General features: G+C 73.9%; 22 protein-coding genes. 11 read left to right on the top strand and 11 right to left on the bottom strand.

The genetic code is table 11. The features are described 5' to 3' along the window. Window positions 1–80: 80 nt before the first annotated feature. Window positions 81–575: a hypothetical protein gene (locus tag ACYVQV_RS04395; protein WP_461022041.1), complete on the bottom strand. Its 495-nt coding sequence runs from the start codon at window positions 573–575 to the stop codon at window positions 81–83. Between the two features lie 296 nt (window positions 576–871). Between ACYVQV_RS04395 and ACYVQV_RS04400 the strand changes: the two genes are divergently transcribed. The 7 genes from ACYVQV_RS04400 to ACYVQV_RS04430 all read left to right on the top strand — a co-directional run bounded on the left by ACYVQV_RS04400 (window position 872) and on the right by ACYVQV_RS04430 (window position 10,089). Continuing rightward, window positions 872–3,358, top strand: coding sequence for a transglycosylase domain-containing protein (locus ACYVQV_RS04400; protein ID WP_461022042.1), 2,487 nt, complete (start codon window positions 872–874; stop codon window positions 3,356–3,358). Further along, the gene (locus tag ACYVQV_RS04405; protein ID WP_461022043.1) at window positions 3,315–4,922 is read left to right on the top strand and encodes a glycosyltransferase 87 family protein; all 1,608 of its coding nucleotides are present in this window, start codon (window positions 3,315–3,317) and stop codon (window positions 4,920–4,922) included. The genes ACYVQV_RS04400 and ACYVQV_RS04405 overlap by 44 nt, the downstream gene beginning before the upstream one ends. Before the next feature lie 124 nt (window positions 4,923–5,046). After that, window positions 5,047–5,337 (top strand): 30S ribosomal protein S6, encoded by a 291-nt coding sequence (rpsF, locus tag ACYVQV_RS04410; RefSeq protein WP_461022044.1) that lies wholly within the window; start codon window positions 5,047–5,049, stop codon window positions 5,335–5,337. An 81-nt stretch (window positions 5,338–5,418) separates the two neighbouring features. After that, window positions 5,419–5,994, top strand: a complete 576-nt coding sequence (locus tag ACYVQV_RS04415) for a single-stranded DNA-binding protein (RefSeq protein WP_461022045.1) — start codon at window positions 5,419–5,421, stop codon at window positions 5,992–5,994. A gap of 130 nt (window positions 5,995–6,124) precedes the next feature. After that, complete coding sequence (rpsR, locus tag ACYVQV_RS04420) at window positions 6,125–6,361, top strand: 30S ribosomal protein S18 (protein ID WP_461022046.1); 237 nt, start codon at window positions 6,125–6,127, stop codon at window positions 6,359–6,361. A gap of 14 nt (window positions 6,362–6,375) precedes the next feature. Next, entirely contained in the window at window positions 6,376–6,822 is a 447-nt protein-coding gene (gene rplI / locus ACYVQV_RS04425) for a 50S ribosomal protein L9 (RefSeq protein ID WP_461022047.1), read from the top strand. Between the two features lie 156 nt (window positions 6,823–6,978). Next, window positions 6,979–10,089, top strand: a complete 3,111-nt coding sequence (locus ACYVQV_RS04430) for a hypothetical protein (protein WP_461022048.1) — start codon at window positions 6,979–6,981, stop codon at window positions 10,087–10,089. Window positions 10,090–10,117: 28 nt separating this feature from the next. On the opposite strand, the gene ACYVQV_RS04435 is transcribed toward ACYVQV_RS04430, so the two are convergent. Further along, the gene (locus ACYVQV_RS04435; RefSeq protein ID WP_461022049.1) at window positions 10,118–11,500 is read right to left on the bottom strand and encodes an MATE family efflux transporter; all 1,383 of its coding nucleotides are present in this window, start codon (window positions 11,498–11,500) and stop codon (window positions 10,118–10,120) included. A 389-nt stretch (window positions 11,501–11,889) separates the two neighbouring features. Here ACYVQV_RS04435 and dnaB point away from each other — a divergent pair, with 389 nt between their 5' ends. Continuing rightward, window positions 11,890–14,091: a replicative DNA helicase gene (gene dnaB, locus ACYVQV_RS04440; protein ID WP_461022050.1), complete on the top strand. Its 2,202-nt coding sequence runs from the start codon at window positions 11,890–11,892 to the stop codon at window positions 14,089–14,091. Window positions 14,092–14,184: 93 nt separating this feature from the next. On the opposite strand, the gene ACYVQV_RS04445 is transcribed toward dnaB, so the two are convergent. From ACYVQV_RS04445 to ACYVQV_RS04455, 3 genes are all read right to left on the bottom strand, one after another. Further along, the gene (locus ACYVQV_RS04445; RefSeq protein ID WP_461022051.1) at window positions 14,185–14,478 is read right to left on the bottom strand and encodes a HigA family addiction module antitoxin; all 294 of its coding nucleotides are present in this window, start codon (window positions 14,476–14,478) and stop codon (window positions 14,185–14,187) included. 16 nt (window positions 14,479–14,494) lie between these two features. Beyond that, complete coding sequence (locus ACYVQV_RS04450; RefSeq protein WP_461022052.1) at window positions 14,495–14,776, bottom strand: type II toxin-antitoxin system RelE/ParE family toxin; 282 nt, start codon at window positions 14,774–14,776, stop codon at window positions 14,495–14,497. A 104-nt stretch (window positions 14,777–14,880) separates the two neighbouring features. Then, on the bottom strand, window positions 14,881–15,771 hold the full coding sequence (locus ACYVQV_RS04455) for a bile acid:sodium symporter family protein (RefSeq protein WP_461022053.1): 891 nt from the start codon (window positions 15,769–15,771) through the stop codon (window positions 14,881–14,883). A 708-nt stretch (window positions 15,772–16,479) separates the two neighbouring features. On the opposite strand from ACYVQV_RS04455, the gene ACYVQV_RS04460 reads away from it, so the two are divergent. Continuing rightward, entirely contained in the window at window positions 16,480–17,418 is a 939-nt protein-coding gene (locus ACYVQV_RS04460; protein WP_461022054.1) for an endonuclease/exonuclease/phosphatase family protein, read from the top strand. Between the two features lie 65 nt (window positions 17,419–17,483). Here the strand turns inward: ACYVQV_RS04460 and ACYVQV_RS04465 are convergent, their stop codons facing one another. Genes ACYVQV_RS04465 through ACYVQV_RS04480 form a run of 4 tightly spaced genes read right to left on the bottom strand, consistent with a single transcriptional unit; the run spans window position 17,484 to window position 22,331 of the window. After that, window positions 17,484–18,941 carry an ABC transporter ATP-binding protein gene (locus tag ACYVQV_RS04465; protein ID WP_461022055.1) on the bottom strand — a complete coding sequence of 486 codons (1,458 nt, stop codon included), beginning with the start codon at window positions 18,939–18,941 and terminating at the stop codon, window positions 17,484–17,486. Beyond that, window positions 18,938–19,780, bottom strand: coding sequence for an ABC transporter permease (locus ACYVQV_RS04470; protein ID WP_461022056.1), 843 nt, complete (start codon window positions 19,778–19,780; stop codon window positions 18,938–18,940). Before ACYVQV_RS04470 ends, ACYVQV_RS04465 begins: the two co-directional genes overlap by 4 nt. Continuing rightward, window positions 19,777–20,751: an ABC transporter permease gene (locus tag ACYVQV_RS04475; protein WP_461022057.1), complete on the bottom strand. Its 975-nt coding sequence runs from the start codon at window positions 20,749–20,751 to the stop codon at window positions 19,777–19,779. Before ACYVQV_RS04475 ends, ACYVQV_RS04470 begins: the two co-directional genes overlap by 4 nt. After that, complete coding sequence (locus ACYVQV_RS04480; protein ID WP_461022058.1) at window positions 20,748–22,331, bottom strand: ABC transporter substrate-binding protein; 1,584 nt, start codon at window positions 22,329–22,331, stop codon at window positions 20,748–20,750. The genes ACYVQV_RS04475 and ACYVQV_RS04480 overlap by 4 nt, the downstream gene beginning before the upstream one ends. A 228-nt stretch (window positions 22,332–22,559) precedes the next feature. Here ACYVQV_RS04480 and ACYVQV_RS04485 point away from each other — a divergent pair, with 228 nt between their 5' ends. Beyond that, window positions 22,560–23,147, top strand: coding sequence for a C39 family peptidase (locus ACYVQV_RS04485; protein ID WP_461022059.1), 588 nt, complete (start codon window positions 22,560–22,562; stop codon window positions 23,145–23,147). 40 nt (window positions 23,148–23,187) lie between these two features. Here ACYVQV_RS04485 and ACYVQV_RS04490 read toward each other — a convergent pair whose 3' ends face one another. Further along, the gene (locus ACYVQV_RS04490) at window positions 23,188–23,862 is read right to left on the bottom strand and encodes a GyrI-like domain-containing protein (protein ID WP_461022060.1); all 675 of its coding nucleotides are present in this window, start codon (window positions 23,860–23,862) and stop codon (window positions 23,188–23,190) included. A 99-nt stretch (window positions 23,863–23,961) separates the two neighbouring features. Between ACYVQV_RS04490 and ACYVQV_RS04495 the strand changes: the two genes are divergently transcribed. Continuing rightward, window positions 23,962–24,357 (top strand): VOC family protein, encoded by a 396-nt coding sequence (locus tag ACYVQV_RS04495; RefSeq protein ID WP_461022061.1) that lies wholly within the window; start codon window positions 23,962–23,964, stop codon window positions 24,355–24,357. Window positions 24,358–24,366: 9 nt separating this feature from the next. On the opposite strand, the gene ACYVQV_RS04500 is transcribed toward ACYVQV_RS04495, so the two are convergent. Beyond that, the gene (locus ACYVQV_RS04500) at window positions 24,367–25,353 is read right to left on the bottom strand and encodes a hypothetical protein (RefSeq protein ID WP_461022062.1); all 987 of its coding nucleotides are present in this window, start codon (window positions 25,351–25,353) and stop codon (window positions 24,367–24,369) included. Window positions 25,354–25,384 lie beyond the last annotated feature (31 nt).

Here is a 25,384-nt window from a genome sequence, read left to right on the forward strand (position 1 = left end):
GAGAACAGTTCCACGAGGGGCTCCCCCTTGGTTGTGGGTGGTCTGCGGCGACCGGCAGGCCGCCTGGTGGGTGTGTCGGCTCAGGCGGTGCGCTTCTCCACCAGGACCGACGTCGCAGACAGGACGGCGGTGACCGTCACCGCGGTTCCCGTCGGCAGCGGCTCGTTCGCGCGGGCGTTGAGCTGGGTGATGTGGCCGGCGACGACGACGCTGACCTGGCCCAGGCCGTCGGCGGGGACGGCGGTGATGACGGTGCCCTGGCGTCCGACCAGCGACGTGGAGCGGACCGTCGCCTCGTCGCCGCCCTTGCTCAGCAGCTTCGTCCCCCAGCCGGCGAGCGCGCCGATCGCGCCACCCGCCACCAGCCCGGCGCCGATCGCGAGCCCGCTGCTGTCGGTGGCGTTCAGCACCAGCGCGCCGACGAAGCCGAACGCCGAGAGGAAGCCGGCGACGGCCGCGCCGGACAGCAGGTCGCCGCCGACACCCTCGAGAAGGCCGTCGAACACCTCGCCCGCCACCAGGGACACCAGCAGCAGGGCGATGCCGACACCGCCGATGATCATGAAAGCGAGCACGAGCCCTCCCCGTCCGGACGTCGCGGTGATCCTAGGGGTTCGGACCGGCGGTCCCCGAGGGTCGCTGTGGACCGCGACCCACCCGTGACCTGCGGTGTCGCGGGCCGTCACGCGGAGGTCACGGACGGCCACGGCAGTGCCGTCGGGTGGGTTCTGCGGACGTCGTGTGGAGGGCGGCTGCGGGGCCTCACGCATACTTGGCGGCCGGACTACTGTGCACCCGGCCCGCCCACCAGCCGGCGCGGCGGGCCGGTTCGCGTGACCGTCCCGCCGTCCCAGGAGCAGGAAGCAGACACGTGGCACCCAGCGACAGAACGCCCCCGCGCGGCCCCCGAGGGGGCGACCCCGGTGACGGTCGGCGCCCCCCGTCGCGGTGGCCCGGTGCGGAGGGTGCCTCGTCCGGCGGGAGCCGCTCCGGCGGGCAGCGTCCGACCGGTGGCCAGCGTCCGACCGGTGGCCAGCGTCCCACCGGTGGCCAGCGTCCGACCGGCGGTCAGCGTGCCGCGGCCGGTGGCGCCGGCCAGCGCCCGCGCACCCGCGCCGAGGCCCAGCGCCCCGCCACCCGCGGGAGGGGCGGCCCCGGAGCGGCGACGCGGACGCCGGCCCGCCCGCCGAAGCGCCGGCTGGTCGACTACCCGCGCCACGACAAGCGGGGCATCCGCCGGTGGCTGCCGTCCTGGAAGCTCGTCTCCGGCGTCGTCCTGCTCGGCCTGCTGCTCGGTGTCGGCCTGTTCGTCGCCGGCTACGCCAGCACCGGCATCCCGGACCCGAACGAGGCCCGCCAGACCGAGACCACGGTCGTGTACTACGCCGACGGCACGACGGAGATGGGCCGGTTCGCGGTGGAGAACCGGACCATCCTCGAGTCGGGTCAGATCCCCGAGGTGATGAAGCAGGCGATCGTCGCGGCCGAGGACCGCAGCTTCTACGAGAACCGCGGCATCTCGCCGACCGGCATCGTCCGGGCGTTCTGGTCCAACCTGCGCGGCAACGCGACCCAGGGCGGCTCGACCATCACCCAGCAGTACGTCAAGAACTACTACCTCAACGACGAGCAGTCCTACAGCCGCAAGGTCCAAGAGGCGTTCATCGCCATCAAGATCGACCAGGAGCTCAGCAAGGACGAGATCCTCGCCAGCTACCTCAACACCATCTACTTCGGGCGGGGTGCGTACGGCGTCGAGGCCGCGTCCGGCGCGTACTTCGGCAAGCCGGCCGCCGAGCTGACCGTCGCCGAGGCCGCGCTGCTCGCCGGCGTCGTCCCGGCGCCCAGCGTGTGGGACCCGGCGAAGAACCCGGAGAAGGCCCAGGACCGCTGGAACGTCGTCCTCGACGCGATGGTGGAGGAGGGGATGGTCGACCCGGCGACACGCGCCGGGTTGGTCTTCCCCACCACGATCGAACCGCGCACCAGCGAGCTGTACCGCGGTCCGAACGGCTACCTGCTCGCCGGCGTCCGCGAGGAGGTGCTCAACCGGACGGGCGTGACCGAGTCCCAGCTCGACGGCGGTGGCCTGCGCGTCGTCACGACGGTCGACAAGCCCGCGCAGGACGCCGCCATCGCGGCGCTGACGAACCCGGACGTCTTCCCGACCGAGGACCGGCCGGCGACCCTGCAGGCGGCGCTGGTCGCCATCGACCCGGCCACCGGGGGCGTGCGCGCCATGTGGGGCGGGCCGGACTACCTGGCCCGCCAGCGCAACGCCGCCACCCAGGACGCCGTGCAGGCCGGTTCGACGTTCAAGCCGTTCACCCTCGTGGCGGCGCTGGAGCAGGGCATCTCCCTGCGGTCGACCTACGACGGGTCGAACGCGCAGCGGTTCGAGGGCTTCGACAACCCGGTGCGCAACTTCGGCAACTCCAGCCCCGGGACGATCGACCTGCGACGCGCCACGTCCAGCTCGAACAACAACGTGTACGTCGCCCTCAACGAGGAGGTCGGGCCCGAGGCGACCGTCGACGCCGCCGTCCGGGCGGGCATCCCCGAGGACACGACGGGGCTGCGACCGGTGCCGTCGATCGTCCTCGGGCCGGCGTCCCCGCACCCGATCGACATGGCCCACGCCTACGCGACCTTCGCGGCGCAGGGCGTGAACCGCACCCCGCACCTGGTGAACGAGGTCTCCGACGACGGCGACGTCCTCTACCTCGCCGACACCGAGGGGACCCGGGTGTTCTCCGAGGACGTCATGGCCGACACGACCGACGCGCTCCAGGGCGTGGTGGAGAGCGGCTCCGGCGAGTACGCCGAGCGGCTGGACCGCCCCGCCGCGGGCAAGACGGGCACCTCGCAGGACAACCGGTCCGCGTGGTTCGTCGGCTACACCCCCCAGCTCGCGGCGTCCGTCGCCCTGTACAACGTCGGCGAGGACAACAGCGAGTTGGAGCTGCCGTCGTTCGGCGGGGTGCGAGAGGTCACGGGTGGCTCGTTCCCCGTCCGCATCTGGACGACGTTCATGGAGGCGGCGCTGGCCGGCCAGCCGGTCGCGGAGTTCCCGCCGCCGGCGAACGTCGGACGCGTCGTCAACCCCCAGCCCACCGAGACGGCCGAGCCGGAGCCCACCGAGACGGCGGAGCCGGAGCCCACGGAGACGCCGACCCCGACGGGGACGCCGACGCCGACGGCCACCCAGACGTCCACCCCGACGCCGACGCGCCCGCGGCCCACCGAGACCGACCGGCCCGGCCCGACGCAGACCTTCACCCTGCCCGGGCCCACCCCGACCGACGAGGACGACGGTGGGCCCGGCGGTGGCGGTGGTGGCCGCGGTGGTGGCGGGTGACGTGACACCGCGCGGCGACGTGGCAGCGGACGACCCGGCTGGCGGCGGCACCGAGCGGCGTCGTCCGAGGGACGGCGCCCGCACGTTCGTCGGGTGGCCCCGCACGACCGTCGCACCCACGCGCGAGGACCCCGTCGCGCGGTCGGCCAGCGCGGTCCTCGGCGGACCCGCCGGGGAGCACCTGGGCGAGGGCGGGTCGCGCTGGCGGCCCGAGGCGGTGCTGGTCGCCGTCGTCACCGCGGTGGTGGCCGGCGCGCTGCTGCTGCGCCAGCACTGCCGGACCACGGTCTTCGCCGACCCCGACCAGCTCGTGCACGCCTGCTACAGCGACATCCCCTCGCACGTCGTCGCGACGAGGCTCGGGCAGGGCGCGGTCCCGTTCCTCGACCCGGACGCCGCGGTCGCGGCCCCGCAGCCCGCCGGGTCCGCCGCCCTCCTCTGGCTGCTCGGACTGGTCACGCCCGGCGGGCCCCTCGAGCCCCGGCACGTGTTCGACCTCGCCGTCGTCGTCCTGGCGGTCGCCGCGATCGCCGTCGTCGTCGCCGTCGCCCGGCTGCACCCGCACCGGCCCTGGGACGCGCTGCTCGTCGCCGCGTCCCCGGTGCTGCTCACCGCGTCCCTCGTCTCCCTCGACCTGGTCGCCGTGGCGCTCGCCGTGCTGGGGGTGCTCGCCGCCTCCCGCGGCCGGGCCTGGAAGGCCGGGGTCCTGGTCGGCGCCGCCGCCGTCGTCCACCCCCTGGCCGGTGCCGTGCTGCTCGCGCTGCTGGTGACGGCGCTGCGCCCGGACGACGGCGGGGCGGGTCACAGCGCGGCGGACGAGGGGTCGGCGGGTGCAGCGACCCGCAGCACGCGGTCCGACGCGGGCCGGACGGCGGTCGCCGCGGCCGCGACGTGGCTGGCGGTGAACCTGCCGCTGGCGCTGGCCGCCCCCGACGCGTGGCGCACCTACTGGCAGACGACCGGTCGGGTGGCCGGCTACGGCTCGGTGTGGCTCCTGCCCGAGCTCGCCGCGGCCGAGCAGACCGCGGGCTCGCTGCGCCTGTCGCGTGCCGTGCAGAGCGTGCTGGCCCGGCCGGTGCCGGAGCAGGCGCTGCGCTGGGTCGTCCTCGCCGTCACGGTGCTGGCGGTCGCCGCCGTCCTCACCTGGGCGGTGCGCACACCACGACCCCCTCGGGTCCCGGTCGTCGTCCTGGTGCTGCTCGTCGCCGTCCTCGTGCCCGCGGCGTCGGTGCCGGTGCAGGCCGCCGTGTGGGTGCTGCCGTTCGCGGCGCTCGCCGTCCCCCGCTGGCGGGTGCTCCTCGTCTGGGGCGGCGTCGAGGCCGCGTACGCGACGGTCACCTGGCTGTACGCGTACGGGCTGAGCGAGAGCAGCCGCGGCGCGCCACCCTGGCTCTACGGGCTGCTGCTCGTGACCCGGCTCGCCACGCTGGTCTGGCTGGCCCGCCAGGCCGTGGTCATCGCGCGGGACCCGGCGACCGACCCGGTGCGCACGTCCTCGGCGGACCCGGACCGCGGTGCGGACGACCCCGTTCGTGATTTCTCCCGCACCGGCGCCGACCTGTAGCCTTCACCCCGTCTGTGCCGACCCCGACGCCCGGTCCCGGGTCCGGACGGCACCGACGACGATGCATCAACCCTCCTGTCACGGAGAGACCGTGACCGCCGAGTCCAGAGGAGGTGGGTACCGCATGCGTCACTACGAGATGATGATCATCCTCGACCCCGAGCTCGAGGAGCGCACCGTCGCCCCGTCGCTCGACAAGTTCCTGGACGTCGTCCGCAAGGACGGCGGCTCCGTCGACAAGGTCGACATCTGGGGCAAGCGCCGGCTGGCCTACGACATCGCCAAGCGGTCCGAGGGGATCTACGCGGTGGTCGACATGAAGGCCGAGCCGGCGACCGCCAAGGAGCTCGACCGCCAGCTCAACCTCAACGAGTCGGTGCTGCGCACCAAGCTGATCCGCCCGGAGACCCGCTGACGCGGACTCCACCCGCCGTCGGTGCACCGGGCTAGCGTCCCGGCGCACCAACCCCCGCAGACCAGCTGAGGAGAGACCCGCATGGCAGGCGAGACCGTCATCACGATCGTCGGCAACCTGACCGCCGACCCGGAGCTGCGGTTCACGCCGTCCGGTGCCGCGGTGGCCAACTTCACCGTGGCCAGCACGCCCCGCACGTTCGACCGCCAGACGAACGAGTGGAAGGACGGCGAGGCGCTGTTCATGCGGTGCTCGGTGTGGCGCGACGCGGCGGAGAACGTCGCCGAGTCCCTCACCCGCGGGTCGCGCGTCATCGTCCAGGGCCGGCTCAAGCAGCGCTCCTTCGAGACGAAGGAGGGCGAGAAGCGCACGGTCGTCGAGCTCGACGTCGACGAGATCGGCCCGTCGCTGCGCTACGCCACCGCGAAGGTCAACAAGACCTCCCGGGGGGGAGGCGGCTTCGGCGGCCAGCAGCAGGGCGGCGGCCAGGGTGGCTACGGCGGTCAGCAGGGCGGCCAGCAGGGTGGCGGCTGGGGCGGTCAGCAGGGCGGTGGCCAGCAGGCCGACGACCCGTGGGCGACCGGCCCGTCCGCCGGCGGTGGCGGCCAGCAGGGCGGCTGGGGTGGTGGGTCGTTCAACGACGACCCGCCGTTCTGAGCCGCTGACGGTCCCCGAGGGGACCACGGGACGCCGTCGAACGACCTGACGGCGTCCGACCAGAGACGAGACAACCCCATCCCGGGTACCTCCACAGCAGGACCCGGGCTCCCGAAGGAGGAGCTCCACGATGGCTAAGCCAGCTGTGCGCAAGCCGAAGAAGAAGCAGAACCCGCTCAAGGCAGCGAAGATCACCTACATCGACTACAAGGACACCGCCCTGCTGCGGAAGTTCGTGTCGGACCGGGGCAAGATCCGCGCGCGCCGTGTGACCGGGGTGTCCGTGCAGCAGCAGCGGCAGCTCGCCAAGGCGATCAAGAACGCCCGTGAGATGGCCCTGCTGCCGTACTCGAGCTCGGCCCGCTGAGAGGGGACCGGACAATGAAGCTCATCCTGACCCAGGAGGTCTCCGGCCTCGGGACCCCCGGTGACGTCGTCGAGGTGAAGGACGGGTACGCCCGCAACTACCTCGTCCCCCGCGGTCTGGCCACGGCCTGGACCAAGGGCGGCCAGAAGCAGGTCGACTCGATCCGCAAGGCCCGCCAGTCCCGCGAGATCGCCACCCTCGACGAGGCGCAGCAGGTCAAGTCGCGCCTCGAGGGCGACAGCGTGACCCTGACCGTCAACGCCGGTGCCAGTGGCCGCCTCTTCGGTGCCGTCACCCCCGGTGACGTCGCCGAGGCGGTCAAGGCCGCCAAGGGCGTCGACGTCGACAAGCGCAAGATCGAGATCGCCCAGCCGATCAAGACCGTCGGCAGCTACCAGGTGCACGTGCGCCTGCACGCCGACGTCCAGGCCGCGGTCGACCTCGAGGTCGTCCCCGCCTGACGCTCTATCCGGCGCCGAACGGCGTTCGCCCGCGGCCCGTCCCCGACCAGGGGACGGGCCGCGGTGCGTCTGGACGCGCTGCACCGCATGCGCTTGGGTTCACGTGGAACACCGGCGCCGCGTGACGTCGCGGGGCGCGACCGGCAGGGGGACGACGTGACCGACACCGCGCAGGACCCACCGCGGCTGCCGGTGCGCACCGGTCTCGCCCTCCTCGCCCTGCTCGGTGCCGGTGTCGTCCTCGGCGAGGTCGACCGGCTCGTGACCGGGGCGATCACGCCACGGGGTGAGAGCCGCTCGCTGACCGACCTCGTCGGCCCGCTGGCGGTCGCCGGCGACGGGCGCGCCTGGGCCGTCTGGCAGGCGAGCGAGTGGACGGGGACCGTCGCCGCCGCCGTGCTGGCCCACGTCGTCGCCGACGTGGTCCTCGTCCTGGCCTACTGGACCCTGCTGCGACGCCGTGTCGCGGCCAGCCGGGTCGCGCGACGCGCCCTGGTCGTTCTCGTCGGCTTCGAGGTCGCCGAGGCGGTCGGGCTCCTCACCGGGGCCGCCGCCCTGCTCGCCGGCGGGACGGCGCCCTGGCTCCGGCTGCCGCTCGCCTCCGCCACCAGCGGCAAGTGGGCAGCGGTCACGGTGCTGGTCGTCGCGGCCTTCCGGCACGACGGGCTGCGCGGCAGGGCCGCCGGTGCGCTGCGCTCCGGTGCCAGGGCCGTCTGGTACCAGCGGCTGTCGCTGCTCGTCGTCCTCGTCCTGACCGTCCTGTCGATCGTGCCGCTGCCGGACATCTGGGACCAGCTGCCCGACGTCCAGCGCCGATGGGCCGATCCCGACCCGCAGAGCCGGCGCCACCTCGTCGTCGCGCTCGCGCTGATGGTCCTGGTGACCGGGCAGCTCCTCGTGCTGGGGCGGTTGCGCGCCGAGCGTGCGTGGGCCACCCACGTGCTGCGCCGTCCGACCGAGCCGGCGCCGCCCTCGCGGTGGTGGCTGGTCGGCCCCGCGCTCGTCCTGGTCGGGGCCGCGGCGCTGGCCGCGACGGCCGGCCGGCACCTCGTGGACGCGCAGCTGCTGGTGGTGCCCGTCGTGCTCCCGGTCGCGCTGTGGGCCACGTCGTGGGCGCTGCACCGGTGGCGGCCGCCACGTCCGGTGCCACCCCGCCGCGTCCGCGACCTCGGCAGGGCCCGGCGGGTCTGGTGGCTCGGGGACCTGCTCGCGGCCTGCGTGCCCGCCGCGGCGGGTCTCGGCCTGCTGCGGTCCTTCACCGCACCCGTCGTCACCGGCCCGGAGGGCGACTGGGGCTCCTGGTCGCTCCAGCTGCTGCTGTGGGGCACGGGCGCCGCGCTGGCAGCGCTCTCCCTGCCCGCCGTCCGGCGCCTCATGTCCTGGGTGGACCGCCGGACGCCCGCCGACGCGGGGCCCGACGCCGAGGTCCCCACCGGCCCGGTCGCCACCGCGGTGCGGGTGCTGCGGCCGGACCGTCCACGGGACCGCCCGCGGACGGGCGTCCTGCGCGGGCTGCCGCTGACCCTGTGGCTCCTCGCGCTCGCGGTGCTGGTCGCGATCCTGCTGTGGCCGTCCACCCTCCCGCCGTGGCTGGGCGTCGTCGGGACGGTCGAGGCGGTGATCGGTGCGTGGGTCGTCATCGTCGGGTACCTCCAGGTGCACCTGCAGCACCAGCAGCCGCTGGCGGTCTTCCGGCTGCTGCGCCTCGAGGCGAACCCCGTCATCGCGCTGCTGCTCACCGTGCCGCTGGTCAACAGCCTGTTCGGCGGTGACCCCGACCTGCACGCGGTGCGGGCGCTGCCGCTGCCACCGGGCGCCGTGCACGGCGTCCAGGACCCCCGGCTCGTCGACGACCGCCCTGCGCTGACGGAGGTCGTCGACGACTGGGTGGCCCGCAGCGGCGCGTGCGACCGCACCGTCACCACGCCCGCCGGACCGGTCACCGTGCGGCCGATGGTCGTCGTCGCCGCCCAGGGCGGCGGGATCCGCGCGACGACGTGGACGGCGGCCGCCCTGGCGCGGCTGCGAGCCGAGGGGCCCTGCGCCACGCACGCCGTCGCGCTCTCCAGCGGGGTCAGCGGCGGGTCCGTCGGCCTGGCGCTGGGCCGCGGGGACGAACCGGTCTCCGCGGCCCGCGACCTCGCGGCGCCCGACGCGCTGGCCTCCGCCATCGCGGGGCTCCTCGTCGGCGACACCCTCGGAGGCGGCGCCGGCCTGCGGGTCCCCGGTCTGGACGGTGACGGCCGGTGGCTCGACCGCGCCGGGCTCATCGAGACGACGTGGGAGGAGCAGGCACCCGGCCTGTCCGACCCGTTCACCGCGGACGTCGACGGGGCCGGTGGCGCGCTCGTGCTGAGCTCGGCGGCCGCCGGCCTCGGCTGCCGCGTGCTCGTCTCCCAGGCTGACGTGCGCACCCCGGAGAGGGTCCGCGCCGACGCCCTGGTCGTCGACGTCGCCGGCCGGGGACAACCGCGGTGCCGGGCGCTGACCGGCCTGCCACCGGCGACCCTGGACCTGCGCACGACGTACGGGGTGTGCGCGCCGCACGTCACCTGGGCGACGGCGTCGATGCTGTCCGCGCGGTTCCCGACCGTGACCCCCGCCGGGCGCGTGCCGCCCACGGAGCAGGTGCTGCCCGACGGGCCCGTGCTGGACTGCTCCCGGCGTCCCGACATGCAGCTCGTCGACGGCGGGTACGCGGAGGGCTCGGGCGTCGGCACCCTCGCGGACCTCGCCCCCGACCTGCTGGACGCGGTGCGCGCGCACAACGTCCGGGCGCTCGCGGCGGACGGGCCGGTCGTCGTCCCGGTCGTGGTCTACCTGCAGAACGCCAACCGCGCCGACCTCGCCGTCCCCGCCGCCGACCTGGCCCCGGAGCCGCTGGTGCCGGCGGCGGGGCTGCGGGCCCGGGACCTGCAGGTGGACGACGCGACGTGGCTGCAGCGGGCCGCGGGGGCGCTGGCGGACCCGTGTCCGGCACCCGTGCTGGCGGCGCCGGTCCAGGAGGGCCGCGGCGCGGCGGCCCGCTGCGACGCCGCCGTCCGGGAGCTGCGCGACCAGCTCCCCGGCGGTGTGGTCGTCGTCGCGCCGCGGACGCGACCGGCGGTGGAGCCGCCGCTGGGGTGGACGCTCTCGGCGACGAGCCAGCAGCGGCTGCTGGCGGCGATGGACGACCAGGCGGTCCGCTGCTCGGGTCCGCGGCCGGGCGGGTACTCGTGCCTGCGGGACCTGCTGGAGGTGCTGGAGCCGGACCGCCGTCGCCCGTGAGCGCCGTCCGGTGCCTCGACGCGCAGGGTCAGCGGTGCGCGCCGGTGACCAGCCACGCGTCGGAGCGCTCGCGCCACCACAGCGTCACGGCGCGCACCGCCATGAACCCGCCGGTGAATGCCGCCCACGACCACACCAGGCCCGTCGTCCCACCGGGGGCCAGGGCGAGCACCGCCGCGGCCAGCGGCAGGTACGCCAGCAGCACCAGGGCGCCGGCGGCGGCGAGGTAGGTGGCGTCCCCGGCGCCGATGAGCACGCCGTCGAGGACGAACACGTACCCCGCGAGCGGCTGGGTGAGCGCGACGACGACGAGGGCGGCCGCGATCGCGGCGCGCACGTCCGGGTCGGGCGTGAACAGCGGCGGGATGACGTCGCGCCCGAGCAGCCACACGCCGCCGAGGACGACCGCCGACCCGACGCCCCACCGGACCATGCGGCGGGTCGCCGCGCGGGTGCCGGCGACGTCCCCGGCTCCCAGGGCGTGGCCGGTGATGGCCTGCCCGGCGATGGCGATGGCGTCGAGAGCGAACACCCCGAACGTCCACAGGGTGAAGACCACCTGGTGGGCGGCGAGCGCGGTGTCCCCCTGCCGGGCCGCGACGAACGTGGTGACCAGCAGGATGCCGCGCAGCGACAGGGTGCGGACGACGAGGGGGACGCCGGAGCGACCGGCCGCGCGGATACCCGGCAGGTCCGGGCGCAGCGGTGAGCCGTGCCGGCGGGCGCCGCGGACGACCACGGCGAGCAGCGCGACGGCCATCGCGAGCTGGGCGATCGACGTCCCCAGGCCGGAACCGGCGATCCCCATCCCGGCGCCGTGCACGAGGGCGTAGTTGAGCCCGACGTTCGCGGTGGCGCCGGCGACGGCGACGACCAGGGGCGTGCCGGTGTCCTGCAGCCCGCGGAGCACACCGGTGGCGGCCAGGACGACGAGCATCCCGGGCAGCCCGGGCAGGGACCAGCGCAGGTAGCTGACGGCGTACGGGTGGCTCGCCGCGGAGGCGCCGAGCGCGTCGACGAGCGCCGGCGCGGCGAACCACCCGGCGACGGCGGTGGCGGTGCCGAGCGCGGCGGCCAGCCACAGGCCGTCGACGCCCTGGGCCAGGGCCCCGCGGACGTCACCGGCGCCGAGGCGGCGGGCGACGGCCGCCGTGGTGCCGTAGGCGAGGAAGACGAACACCCCCACGGCGGTGGCGAGCACCTGGGCGGCGACACCGAGCCCGGCGAGCGGCAGGGTGCCGAGGTGGCCGACGATCGCGGAGTCGGCGAGCAGGAACAGGGGTTCGGCGACGAGCGCGGCGAACGCCGGGACGGCGAGCCGCAGGATGCGCCGGTCCTCGTCCGGCAGGCGCGGCCGGCGACGCCGACGGCCGGGCCCGGTGGCCGCCGCCGTCCGCTCGTCCTCCGTCACGTCCGCTGTTCTACCGGGCGGCGCCGGCCAGCGGACGCCAGGGCCAACGGGTGGACGGCCGGTGAAGTTTTTTCGTCGTCCACAACCGGTGGACGCCGTCGTCGCACGTCACAGGCGTGAGCGGTGGACGACGAACCGTCACCGTCCACAACGCTCTCCCCAGCCTGTGGACAAGATCCGTGCGTGGGTCCACACCGGTCCACCGGTTGTCCACAGGCGGTGTGGACGGAGCGGCTTGGAGACACGCGGGGGGAGGACCTAGCGTCCTGCTGCTCGTCCCGGTCCGCGGGGGCGCCGGACGGGCGGGGTGGCTTGTCGGGGCAGGCGTGTAGACACCTGTTCGAGCGGCCACCGGGTCGCGTCGGGCAGCGGGAGCAGGGGAGGGCCGGTTGAGCGTCGCGGACCTGAACGAGTACGAGACCTCCGGTCCGCCGTCGGAGGACCTCGGCCGCACCCCGCCGCAGGACGTCGCCGCGGAGCAGTCCGTGCTCGGCGGGATGATGCTCAGCAAGGACGCGATCGCCGACGTCGTCGAGGTCTTGCGCGGCAACGACTTCTACCGGCCCGCGCACGAGCTCGTCTACGACGCCGTCCTCGACCTGTACGGGCGCGGTGAGCCCGCGGACGCCGTCACCGTCGCCGCCGAGCTGACCAAGCGCGGCGAGCTCGGCCGGGTCGGCGGCGCCGCCTACCTGCACACGCTCATCTCGTCGGTGCCGACCGCCGCGAACGCCGGCTACTACGCCGAGATCGTCCGCGAGCGGGCTGTCCTGCGCCGTCTCGTCGAGGCCGGGACGAAGATCGTGCAGCTCGGGTACGCCGCGTCCGGCGGAGACGTCGACGAGATCGTCAACACCGCCCAGGCCGAGGTGTACGCGGTCAGCGAGCGCAAGACCACCGAGGACTACGTGCCCCTCGGCGAGGTCATCGAGGGCACCATCGACGAGATCGAGGCGTCCAGCCACCGCGGTGACGGGATGATCGGCGTCCCCACCGGGTTCGCCGACCTCGACCAGCTCACCAACGGCCTGCACCCCGGTCAGATGATCGTCATCGCCGCGCGCCCGGCGATCGGCAAGGCGCTCGCGCTCGACACGCCCCTGCCGACGCCGACCGGCTGGACGACGATGGGCGAGGTCGTGGTCGGCGACGAGCTGCTCGCCGCCGACGGGACCCCGACCCGGGTGGTCGCCGCCACCGAGGTGATGACCGACCGGCCCTGCTACGAGGTGGTGTTCGACGACGGGACGACCGTCGTCGCCGACGAGCAGCACCAGTGGCTGACCGAAGCGGCCGGTGTGGCGGCGATCCGGACGACCGGGCAGGTCGCCGACTCGATCGGTGACAAGCACCTGGTCCCGGTGGCCCGTCCGCTCGACCTGGCCGGCGTGGCTCGGTCGTCGGCCCCGTACGCCGCGGGGGTCGCGGCGGCCGTGGCGGCCGGTGGTTCGGTCGACCCTGAGGTGCGCGCGTTTGCCGAGGGCTCCGGGTGGGACGGTGCAGCAGACGGTGCCGGGGTGCCGGCGTACCTGCGCGGGTCGGTGGCGCAGCGCCAGGACGCCCTGGCCGGTCTGCTCGACGTCCTCGGTGAGGTCCAGGACGACGGCCTGGTGCGGGTCGCGCCGGCCGGTGCCGTCGAGGCGGTGGTCGCGGAACTCGCGCACGGCCTCGGGTGCGTCGTGACGAGTGACGGAAGCGCCCTGCGCATCGCCTCGGACGACGACGTGTTCCGCGCCCCGTCCAAGCAGCTGGCCCACAAGCAGGCGCGGGGCGAACGGCGGTTCGCGGCCGTCCGTCGTCTGGTCTCCGTACGGCGGGTCGACAGCGTCCCGGTCCGGTGCGTGGAGATCGACCACCCGACCCACCTGTACCTCGCGACGCGATCGATGATCCCGACGCACAACTCGACCGTCGGACTGGACATCGCGCGGTCGGCGTCGATCAAGAACGGGATGACGTCGGTCATCTTCTCCCTGGAGATGGGCCGCAACGAGATCACGATGCGGCTCCTCTCCGCCGAGGCGACGGTGTCGCTGCAGCACATGCGCAAGGGCACGATGCGCGAGGAGGACTGGACCCGGCTGGCCCGGACCATGGGGCGGGTCAGCGAGGCGCCGCTGTTCATCGACGACAGCCCGAACATGTCGCTGATGGAGATCCGGGCGAAGTGCCGGCGCCTCAAGCAGCGGCACGACCTCAAGCTCGTGATCATCGACTACCTGCAGCTGATGACGTCCGGCAAGCGCGTCGAGTCCCGCCAGCAGGAGGTCTCCGAGTTCTCCCGCGCCCTCAAGCTCCTCGCCAAGGAGCTCGAGGTGCCGGTCATCGCGATCTCGCAGCTCAACCGTGGGCCTGAGCAGCGGACGGATAAGCGTCCCGCCATGTCTGATCTACGTGAAAGTGGAAGTATCGAGCAGGACGCGGACATGGTGATCCTCCTGCACCGCGAGGACGCCTACGAGCGCGAGTCGCCCCGTGCGGGCGAGGCCGACTTCATCGTCGCCAAGCACCGCAATGGCCCGACCGACACGATCGTCGTCGCCTTCCAGGGCCACTACTCGCGGTTCGTCGACATGGCTCAGGGCGGCTAGGGTCTGGGCCCCATTGTCGCCATGTACTCGATCTTGTAAGAACGGCCCCATGTCGCACAGGCGCCGGCACGTTCGGGGCCGAGGCGCAGCTCTTCAGGCGCTCTGCAGGGGCTGGATCTGGTCGAGGGCGGAACCCAGGTGGTCCTTCTCCACCTCCAGGTCGAACCGGGTCTGGAGATTGAGCCAGAACCGGTCGGAGGTTCCGAAGTACCGGGACAGGCGCAGCGCCGTGTCGGCCGTGACACGCCGCTTGCCGTGCACGATCTCGTTGATCCGCCGTGGCGGCACCCCGATCGAGACCGCCAGGTGGTGCTGACTGACACCCAGCGGCTCGAGGAACTCCTCGAGGAGGACCTCGCCGGGGTGGATAGGCGTCATGATGTCCATCGGATTACTCCCTCCTTCAGTGGTAGTCCACGATCTCGACGTCCTGGGGTCCTGCTGCGGTCCAGATGAAGCAGATCCGCCACTGCTGGTTGATGCGGATGCTGTGCTGCCCTGTCCGATCGCCCTTGAGCGCTTCCAGGCGGTTTCCTGGAGGGACCCGAAGGTCGTCGAGTGCGTGGGCGGCGTCCAGCATCGCCAGCTTGCGAAGAGCCGTCCGCTGGATCCGAGGATCCAGGCCCTTCACGCGCTGACGTGACCAGAGCCGCTCCGTGGCAGCGTCACGGAACGACACGATCACGCGGCGAGCATAACGCGGCGCGTTATGTCTGTGCCAGGTGACTGCACGTCGACTGCCGCCGATCGGTCGAGTCCGCCGCCCGACGAAACGTGAGCGGCGTGGTCTCAGCGCTGCAGCTGCGGTTCCGTCGTCCGGTCGGGGGTGCGCTGGTCGCGGGTGATGAGGAACCCGAAGGCGGTCGCCAACACGTACATGAGGATCGAGTAGACGGCTGATGGGACGGCGACCTGCGTGCTCTCCAGGACGCTGAGGGCGATCGTGAGCGCCACGGTCGTGTTGTGGATGCCGATCTCCATGGACGTGGCGATGGCCTGCCGTTCGCCGAGCCGCAGCAGTCGCGCACCGGTGTAGCCGATGCCGAGGCTGGCCACGCAGAACAGCCCGGTGACCAGCCCCACCTGCCGCAGGTAGTCGGCGAGGTTGTCCCGCTCACCGAGGAGCGCGCCCACGGCGACGACCACCAGCACCACGATGGAGAAGATCCGCACCGGCTTGTCCGAGCGCGCCGCGAACGCCGCCGAGCGGTTGCGGACCAGCATGCCGACCGCTACGGGGACGAGCACGATCGCCACCACCTGCATGACCTTGCCGGTCTGCAGGCCGAGCTCGCCCGCGGCGCCGAAGTGGGTGATCGCCAGATTCGTGATCAACGGGATGGTGAACGCCGCGAGCACCGAGTTCACAGCGGTGAGCGTCACGTTGAGGGCGACGTCCCCGCGGAAAAGGTGGCTGAACAGGTTCGCCGTCGTCCCACCCGGTGACGCGGCGAGCAGCATCACCCCGACGGCCAGCAGCGGGTCGAGGTCGAACACGGTGACGAGCCCGAACGCCACCACCGGCAGCACCAGCACCTGCAGGACGAGCGCGACGGCGACGGCCTTCGGCGAGCGGGCGACCGCCCGGAAGTCGCCGACCGTCAGGGACAGGCCCAGCCCGAACATGATGATCGCGAGCGCGATCGGCAGCCCGACGGCGATCGGCGCGGAGTCCTGCATCGGTGACCTCGTTCCTCAGTGGGGCGCTGAGTGTGACACGAGGACACAGGAAAGACGGTCGTTTCGCAGCAACGCCGTCCCTTCACTCCCCGACGAGCGCCGGGCCCGTGAACCACCGTCGGACCCGACCGCTAGGACGGACGCGTGAGCAGCGACGAGACGACCTGGCCGCCGTTCCCGGTGTCACCGGCAGCCGTCGAGCAGCTGGGCGCCGCCGGTGGCTCCGTGCGAATCGACGTCCGGTCAGGCGGCTGCAGCGGGAGTGCCTGGGAGTTCACCGCCGAGGAGCCGCACCCGCACGACGCGGTCTTCGGCTGCCCGGGTGCCCTGCTGTCGGTGAGCCAGGTCGCGCTCCCGCTCCTCGTCGGCGCGCGTCTCGACTACGGGCCGGGACTGCGGCCACCTCGCTACCGCGTTCTCGGTGCTGCGGTCGAGCCCTGTCCGTGCCGCTGGTCGTTCGGGGCCCCGTGGCCAGGACGACGCCAACCTGGCTGCCGCGCACGTGACCCGATGCCCTGGCACGAGGGGCCAGTCCGCGGGGGTCCTGAACCACCGACCGACGGCTGGGCGCCGAGTCGAGCTCCGGTTCCGCGGTGCAGCAACCTGCCGGGCAGGTTCCGGACGCGGCGCGTCAGTCCGTCGCGGACGACCCTCGGCGCAGGATCGGTGGCGAGCGGCGAACCGCCGTCCCTGGCACGAGGAGAACCGATGAACCACCCGACCGTCGACCGACCCCGGCGCACGGTGCGTGCGCGACGACTGGGGGCGGTCGCCACCGTCGCCGGCCTGGCCCTGGCCGCCCTGGCGTCCGCGCCCGCCGCGCAGGCGGGGACCGGTGACGACAAGCTCAGGGTCGTCCAGCACAACACCGACATGGGCGGGCACCAGGCGGCGCTCAACGCGGCCCAGGCCTGGGGCGACGTGGACGCCATCACGTTCCAGGAGCTGTGCGAGTCGCAGAAGAACGAGCTCGTCGCGGCCGGCTGGGCCGTGCACTGGCGGGCCCAGAAGGACGGCAACGCCCGGTGCCCCGTCACGAACGGGCGGACCGCCAAGGGCAACGCGATCGCCACCAAGCGCGGGATGGGCGCCACGTCGACGCACAGCCTGGGCAGCTACGGCGGCCGGGACTTCAAGTTGCTCTGCGCCGAGATCACCGGGTCCGGCATCGCGAAGTCGTGGGTCTGCACCACCCACCTGGCCCTCGGCTACGACGACGCCCCCGACGGCAAGGCCAACCGCACGGCGCAGGTCAACACGATCACCGACGTGGTGAACACGTGGGTGGGCTGGGACCGGCGGGTCGTCCTCACCGGCGACCTCAACGCCACGCCCAGCTCCTCCGAGCTCGAGCCGCTCTACCGCGTCCAGGGTGGCGGGACCGACACGGACAAGTTCTGGGAGGGCGACCAGAGCGACAACGACTACTGCGGGACCGGCCTGTGCCGCGACATGCAGCCCACGACGGACAGCAAGCCGCCGAGCCCGGAGCACCCCGAGGGGCGTGCCGCCCGCAAGCTGGACTACGTGTTCGCGTCGTTCCGCGGCGTGGACGCGCACACCGGCATGTCGAAGGGTGTCGTCCCCGTGGACTCCTCCGGTCACCACGTCATCCGCGGTCAGGTGACCTTCAAGCCGCTGGGGTGACGCCGACGAGCGCGGGGGACCGGCTCGCACGCCGGCCCCCGCGGTCAGCGGCCGAGTCGCGGGCGTCAGCCGGTGAGCAGCACCGCGCCGGTCGCCTCCACCTGCGTCGACCTCGCGGTCAACCGCAGGTGCCGGTCTGCGACTGCCCGAGCGAGGTCCTCGTCGTGCGTGATGGCCACCAGGGCGCACCCGGTCTCGGCGACCTCGACCATGAGGCAGTCGACGGTCCGCTCCTGCGTCAGCAGGTCCAGCCGGGAGGTCGCCTCGTCGGCGAGCACGAGCGCGGGCCGCAGCAGCATGGCCCGGACGATGGCGAGGCGCTGCAGCTCGCCGCCAGACACCTGGCCCGGACGACGGGCCAGCAGAGACGCCGGCAGTCCCACCTCCGCCATCAGGCCCTCGAGGCGCCCCGCCGGGACGGTGTGCCGGCGGACGACGTCCCGCACGGCCGTCCCGAGCGTCACCGCGGGCGGGAACGACAGCGCCGGGTCCTGGTACAGCTTCTGCACCTTCCCGCCGTCGAGACCCGGGTGACGTCGCACGCTGCCGGTGTCGGGTTCGCGCAGGCCGACGAGCACGTTCCCCAGGGTCGACTTGCCGACACCGCTGGGTCCGCTGACGGCCCACCGCTCACCCGGACGCACTTGCAGCGACAGGTCCCGGAACAGCGGCTCGCCCCCGTACCCGGCCGTCACGGCGTCCGCGACGACGACGGGATCGCCGTCGAGGGGGTGATCACCCACCGGGTCCGGACGCTGCCACGCCTTGCGCCACCGGGCGGGTTCGGCGGCGAGCAGCCGCCGCGTCCACTCGTGCTCCGGTGCGGTGAGCACCCGGTCGGCGGGCCCGCGCTCGACCACCTCCGCCTCCCGCATGACGAGCACCTGGCCGCCGAGCCGCCGCGCCAGCCCGAGGTCGTGGGTGATGGTGACGAGCAGCCCGCCGCCGTCGACGTGCTCGTGCAGGAGGTCCGCGAGCCGGTCGAGCGACGCGGCGTCCAGGCCCTTGGTCGGTTCGTCGACGAGGAGCAGCCTGGCCCCGCCGATCGTGGCGGCCGCGTACGCGACCCGCTGAGCCATGCCGCCGGACAGGGTGTGCGGCCAGGACCGCGCGGTGTGCGCCATCCCCAGCCGGCCGAGTGCCCGCGTCGCCTTCTGGAGCGCGGCGCCGCGCCGCGCCGGGAACCCGGCCACCCCCTCCGCGACCTGACCGAGCACGCGCATCGTCGGGTCGAGGGCGAGCGCGGGTTCCTGCGGCAGCATCGCCAGCTCCCGGCCCCACAGCCGTCGCCGGTTCGACCGGTCCGCCAGGTCCAGCCGCGCGCCACCGAGGGTCATCGCGCCCGCGACGTCCAGCTCGTCGGCGATCGTGCCCATGACGGCGTGCGCGAGCAGGGACTTGCCCGAGCCGCTCTCGCCGACAACCGTCACGGGCACCCCCGGTTCGGCGTCGAGGCCGCTGACGTCGACGAGGACGGCGCCGCCGTGCCGGACGGTGAGGTGGTGCAGGTGCAGGGCGTTCACGACGCGACCTCCGGGCGGCGCAGCCCGAGCAGGCTGACCGTGAGCAGGAACAGGACGACGACCGGCGCCAGCGACATCCACGGGGCGACGTCGTAGAAGGCGAACCCCTCGGTGACCATGAGCCCGAGCTCCGCGCGCGGGGGGTGCAGGCCGACCTTGATGAACCCGAGCGTGGACACGGCGAGCACGCAGGTGACGGCGCCGAGCGCCGCGAGGGTCGTGAGCACCGAGCTCAGCGCCGGCCACAGGTGCCGGCGCAGGAGGTGGACGGGTCCGAGCCGCAGCAGCCGGGCGGCCTCGGCCGCGGGCGACGCCAGCACGAGCCCCGCCCGCACGCGCACGACGCGGAAGTACTCCACCCACTGCACGAGGGCCAGGCCGACGTACAGGCTGAGCACGGAGCCGTCGGCGGCGAGCGCGGCGAACAGGAGGACGACGAGCAGCGCCGGCAGCGCGACCAGCACCTCGCTCATCCCGCGCAGCACGGTGTCGACCCACCCCCCGAACCAGGCGGCGGCGACACCGGACGCCGTCCCGAGCGCGAGCGCGGTGACCACGCTGGCCGCGGCGACGGCGAGCGACAGCCGGGTGGCGTGCGCGAGGCGAGCGAGCACACTGCGCCCGTAGTCGTCCCGGCCGAGGGGCTCCGACCCGCTGGGCGGCTCCAGGTAGCGGCTCAGGTCCTGCGCCGCGGGGTCCGGCAGGAGCAGGGGGCCCAGCAGCGCGAACAGCACGATCGCGGCGAGGACGACCACCGCGGCGGCCCGGGCGACGGGCCGGCGACGCCGTCGGACGGGGACGGCCGACGTCTCCGGCGCCAGCCGGGTGCCGACGCTCACGCCGTCACCCCCTGGTGGCGCGGCCGCGGGTCGAGCGCGAGGGTGCCGAGGTCGACGACGGTGTTGACGGCGACGACGAGCAGCGCCAGCACCAGTGCGGTCGCCTGCAGCACCGGGACGTCGCGCCAGAACACCGCGTGGACGAGCGCGTGACCGAGCCCCGGCCAGGCGAACAGGCTCTCCACGACCACCACCCCCTCGACGAGGACGACGGCCTGCACCCCGACGTACGGGAGGAGCACCACGCCCGCGTTGCGCAGCACGTGGCGGACCACGACAAGCCGCTCCGCCAGGCCCTTCGTCCGGGCGAAGCGCACCTGGTCGGACGCCATGACCTGCACGGCCGTGTCCCTGGCGACGCGGGCGAAGAGCCCCGAGAGGCCCGCGGCGAGGGTGAGGGCGGGCAGGACGATGCTGGACGACGTCCCGTGCCCGACCGCGGGGAGCAGCCCCAGCTGCACCGACAGCAGCAGCACGAGCAGCAGGCCGAGCAGGAACGGCGGCAGCGCGCGCACGACGGCCACCCAGGCCGTCGTCAGCCGGTCGAGCACGCCACCGGGGCGGCGCGCCGCCAGCAGGCCCGCCGTCACGCCCACGACCACGGCGACCGCCAGTGCGGCGGCGGTGAGCTGCAGCGTCCCCCAGAGGTAGTACGACACCTCCTCGAGGACCGGGCGGGACGTCACCAGCGAGCGCCCGAGGTCGAGCTGGGCGACGGCCAGCAGCCAGTCCCCGAGCTGCTGCCACGCGGGCCGGTCGAGTCCGAGCTCGCCGCGGACGGCGTCGGCTGCGGCCGCGTCGACGAGGTCGTCGCCGTAGCGTCCCGCGGCGATCCGGTAGGCGGCGTCCCCGGGCAGCTGGCGGACCACGGCGAAGCACAGCACCGAGACGGCGAGAGCCACTCCCAGGGCCTGCAGGGTCCGGCGTCCGAGGACCCCGACCACGCGGCGGGGCGTGAGCCCGCCGTTCACGAGCCGTCACCCGTGCGGCCGTCCGCGGTGGCGTCGTCCGCCCAGGTGACCTCGGACAGCCGCCAGGTGCGCTCCAGCGGGTCCATCGCGAAACCGTCCACCCGGTCGGACACGGCGGCGTTCATCCGGTACCAGGCGACGGGCACGAGCGGCAGCTGCTCCTGCGCCGCCGTCATCACGATGGCGCGCTGTGCGTCACCCTCGTCCGGGGTCGTCGCGGCCAGCAGCTCGTCGATCGCGGCGGTGACCTGCGGGTCGCTCCATCCCATCGCGCCCCAGTCCGACCCCTCGGGGGAGAACGTGTCGGCGACGGTGACGAGCGGGTCGGCGACGAGCGCGAAGTGCCGGGCGAGCAGGCCGAGCTCGAGGGTGCCGGCGTGGTGCCGGGAGGGGATCTCGCTGGAGTTGGTCACGTCCACGGTCAGGTCGATGCCGACGTCCTTGAGCGCCGCCTGGATCGCGGTGGCCAGGGCGGGCAGCTCGGCGCGGTCGGGGTAGGTGGTCAGCGTCAGGGCCAGCGGCTGGCCGTCCCGCTGCAGGACGCCGTCCGGCCCGGGGGTCCAGCCGGCGTCGGCGAGGAGCCGCTGCGCACGTGCCGGGTCGTGGGTGAGCGGCTCCACCTCGTCCTGGTGCCAGGCGGCGAGGGACGGCGGCAGGAGCTGGGTGGCGGCGAGGTCCTCCTCCCGCAGCACCGCCTCGGCCATCCCGGGTCGGTCCAGCGCCAGGCTGATCGCCTGGCGGACCCTGACGTCGGACAGCACCGGGTGCTGGGTGTTGACCTTCATGAGCAGGGTCCGGGGCTGCAGGCTGGACTCCATCCGCACCCCGTCCGCCGCCTCCACGCGCTGCCGTCCGGCGGGTTCGAGACCGAAGACGACGTCGGCCTGCCCGCTCGTCGCCATCAGCGCGCGCTGCTCGGCCCGGCCGACGGACTGGAACGCGATGCGCTCGACCTCCGGTGCGTCGCCGCGCCAGGTGCTGGCCCGGCTGACCTCGATGGACGCCGGCAGCTCGACGTCCGCCACCTCGTACGGGCCGGTGCCGATCACCTCGGTGACGTGGCCGTCGGGGTCGAAGGACGCCGGCGCCAGGACCGCGGTGCTGTAGTGGGTCAGCACCGCGGGCAGCGTCGGGAAGGGCTCCGCCAGGTCGACGCGGACCGCGTCGCCGTCGGGGGTGACCTGCTCGACCGGGACGTCGGCGAGGGGGCTGGCGGCCTCGTCCGCGGCGGCGCCCAGCGAGGCGGCGACGGCGTCCGACGTCAGCGGCGTCCCGTCGTGGAAGGTCACGTCCTGCGGCAGCTCGAAGGTCCAGCTCAGCCCGTCGGTGGCGGGCTCCCACGACGTGGCGAGTCCGGGCGTGATCTCGCCCTGGAGGTCGCTGCTCACGAGGGTCTCGACGACCTGCAGGCGCGTGAAGAAGCCGTCGCTGGTGGCCGGGGCCAGGCTGTGCACCTCGAACGGGCCGACGACCCGCAGCGTCTGCGACGCCACCGGTTCCGTGCCTTCGGAGGTGCAGGCGGCCGTCAACGCCAGCACCGCCCCCGCCGTGGCCAGCCCGTTCGCCCGTCGCCTACCCATCGCCGTCCTCCGTGTGTCAGCCACTGCTTCGGCCGCGGACTGTAAACGACAATCGTTATCGTATTCAAACCGGCCACCGTGGTGCCGTGCGATCGCGAGCAGGCGCGGGATGGCAGCAACCTGCTTGGCAGGTTCCGGACGCGGCGCGAGCCGACCGCGGGGCACCGACCAGCAGCACGATCCGTGGCGTCCACCATCTCGTCCGCGCCTCACGACCGGAGCACGCTCATGAAGGAAACCACCGTCGACCTCTCCCGCCGAGGGGTCCTGGCCCTCGGCCTGGGCGTCGGCCTGACCGCCGCGACCGCGACCGCCGCGAGCGCCGCCGAGACCGTCGCCTACCAGTACCGGCAGCAGGCCACGCAGTCGTGGTGCTCCGCCGCCAGCTCACGCATCGCGCTCACCGCGCGAGGGCTCTACCCGTCCCAGGCGTCGCTCGCCGACAGCCTCGGCCTCGTGAACGGTCAGGGTCTGCAGGACCCGTACGCCATCGCCCGGGTGCTCAACGACCGGCTCGGGATCGCCGGCCGCACCCAGCGCTACTACTTCCGCCAGCCCCCGGTGGGCACGCTCAAGGAGCGGCTGCGCAGCCGGGTCAAGGCCAGCATCAACGCCGGGTACCCCGTCGTCATCAACATGGACCGGGTCAACAACGACTACTTCTCCGCCGGCCACTACATCGCGATCGTCGGCTACCGACCGGACCAGTACAAGATCGCCGACCCGTACACGCCGGTCCGGGACGGTGTCTGGCGCAACGAGGACAACATCGTCGCCTGGAACAAGATGAACCGGTTCACCGCCTACGGCGCCTGAGACGCGCCAGCGTCGGGTTCACCCACTGCGCCGGCTACCCCTACAGGGTGCTGACGGACTGAACGGTCGACCGGTCGACGGGCTGCCGCAGGATGGTGCGCAGCCGCGCCGGCTCGGTCCGGCGCGCGTCGGACAGGTAGACCTCGTGGTGCCGTCCGCGCGGCACGAGGCGATTGGCGGGCATGAACTCGTCGTGCATGCGGGCGATGACCGGTCCCTCGTCGTCGTAGGACCCGACGTGCAGCGTCTGGACGCTCAGCCCCTCGGTAACCTCCTCGAACCGCAGCAGGCTGAGGGCCGGCAGGTCCTTCGTCGCCCGGACCCGCGCCAGGGCGGCGTCCACGACGTCCGGAGTGACCCACTCGGGCTGGACGATCATCATGGTCCAGTCCCACGCGGCCTTGTCGCGAGCGTGGAACACCCCCACGTCGTCCGCCGACCACAGGCCCTCCAGCGGCCCGACCGTGTGCACCCGGCCGAGCTCGGCCTTCGCGACGGCACGTACCGCGTACGACGCGGTGTACAGGGCCTCGACGACGGCGCGGTAGTCGGTCGAGGTGTTCGGGTCGCCGTGGCCGTCGGCGGCCAGGAAGCGCAGCGCGGGGACGTCGACGACCTCGATCACCCCACGCCGGGGCGCGTAGAGGTGACGCAGGTCCTTCTTGACGTCGTAGCTGTCCGGCACGGCTGCCCCCTCGTCGTCGGCGGTCAGCATCCTCGGCCCGGTGGTCCGGGGGCAACCACCGGACGCCGTCGATGAGTCGACGCTTCGCCGGCGGTCAGAACGGCGACAGCACCGCCCCGAGGAGGCACCGTGACCGACCAGCGCACCCACGAGCACACGCCCGGACTGCACGGGTGGATCACCCACACCGAGCTCGCCAGCAGCGACCCGACCGCGACGCGGGACTGGTGCGCGCGCGTCCTCGGATGGCAGTTCCAGCCGCCGATGCCCAGCCCCTCCGGCGACTACCACCTGTTCACCTACTCCCGGCAGGGTGGCGGCGGCGTCCGCGGCCTGGGTAAGGGCGAGACCCCGGGCACCACCCCGACCGTGCACGTCGACGACACCGACGCCAGCTACGCCGACGCGATCGCCGCCGGCGCGGAGTCGGTCGCCGCACCGCACGACGTCATGCCCGGCGTCCGGATCGCGATCGTGCGCGCACCCGGCGGGCTGGTCATCGGGCTGTCGGGCCCGACGGCCTGAGGCGCTCGCTCAGTCCTCCGCCCAGAAGCGGCTGCCCGCTCGCTTCATCGCCATCGCGTGCCCTCGGGTCAGCCTCTCGGCGGGGTCACCGCCGTACGACCACGGGTACGAGTAGCTGCGGTGGCCCGTGATCTCGAAGACGGCGGCCGCCTCCGTCCACCGACTGGCGTCCACGGCGCAGTAGGCCACCACGCTGAGGTCGTGCATTGCGAGCGGGTGCGTGGGCCGCTGCCGGGCCCACCCGATGGCGACGTCGAGGTCCCGGGAGCGGGCGGCGTCCTCCCAGAACACCGACGCGTCCAGGAAGCCCATCTTCCTCGAGATGAGCTGGTCCCGGTAGAGCTCGATGTGCGCCTGGAGCGGCAGCACCGCCGCCCACCCGACGGGCGGCGCCTTCGCGACGAGCTCGTACATGTCGCCGTGGGAGCCGTGCCACTTGGCGGACAGGTACTGCAGCGCGGGAACGTACCCGGCCCGCCCCTGAGGCGATCGGGCCTGGTACTCCGACCACAGCCGGTCCCAGGACGCGCGGTCCCACCCCAGCCCGACGGCGATCCACGCGAGGGCGACCCACGGCACTGGGTCGTCGGGGTCGGCCTTGGCCGCCTCCCACAGGTACGGCTCGGAGTCCGCCAACCAGGCGTGGAACGCCTTGAAGGCCTCTGCGCTCGTCCGGGAGGCGCTGGCACTCCCACGCACCGCCCACGCGCGCTCGATCCCCGCCCAACCCCGGACCAGCAGTGCGTGCTGGCTCGGGTCCTCGTCGACCCAGGCGTCGACCCAGGACAGGTCACGCCCGGCGGCGTCGGCCAGGACGGCGGCGACCAGCGCGCGGCGGTCGGCCTCCTGCCGGGTCCGCGCCAGGAGCGTCGCGGCCGGCCGCCAGTCGCCGGTGGCGACGGCCGTGTCACGCGCGGCGCACAGCTCGGCGTCATCGCACGCGGCCTCCACGAGCTGCGGAAGGGGGTGGCGGGGTCCACGGCGGAAGAGCGGCACGACGGCGGACCCTACTGGGTGCGTCGACGTC

It is taken from the genome of Thalassiella azotivora (genome assembly GCF_054781695.1).

What these genes read in the sequence shown, in the direction of transcription:
- rpsF (WP_461022044.1), top strand. Translation starts at nt 5,047, where the DNA reads ATGCGTCACTACGAGATGATGATCATCCTCGACCCCGAGCTCGAGGAG.
- ACYVQV_RS04415 (WP_461022045.1), top strand. Translation starts at nt 5,419, where the DNA reads ATGGCAGGCGAGACCGTCATCACGATCGTCGGCAACCTGACCGCCGAC.
- rpsR (WP_461022046.1), top strand. Translation starts at nt 6,125, where the DNA reads ATGGCTAAGCCAGCTGTGCGCAAGCCGAAGAAGAAGCAGAACCCGCTC.
- rplI (WP_461022047.1), top strand. Translation starts at nt 6,376, where the DNA reads ATGAAGCTCATCCTGACCCAGGAGGTCTCCGGCCTCGGGACCCCCGGT.
- ACYVQV_RS04445 (WP_461022051.1), bottom strand. Translation starts at nt 14,478, where the DNA reads ATGGACATCATGACGCCTATCCACCCCGGCGAGGTCCTCCTCGAGGAG.
- ACYVQV_RS04455 (WP_461022053.1), bottom strand. Translation starts at nt 15,771, where the DNA reads ATGCAGGACTCCGCGCCGATCGCCGTCGGGCTGCCGATCGCGCTCGCG.
- ACYVQV_RS04460 (WP_461022054.1), top strand. Translation starts at nt 16,480, where the DNA reads ATGAACCACCCGACCGTCGACCGACCCCGGCGCACGGTGCGTGCGCGA.
- ACYVQV_RS04480 (WP_461022058.1), bottom strand. Translation starts at nt 22,331, where the DNA reads ATGGGTAGGCGACGGGCGAACGGGCTGGCCACGGCGGGGGCGGTGCTG.
- ACYVQV_RS04485 (WP_461022059.1), top strand. Translation starts at nt 22,560, where the DNA reads ATGAAGGAAACCACCGTCGACCTCTCCCGCCGAGGGGTCCTGGCCCTC.
- ACYVQV_RS04490 (WP_461022060.1), bottom strand. Translation starts at nt 23,862, where the DNA reads ATGCTGACCGCCGACGACGAGGGGGCAGCCGTGCCGGACAGCTACGAC.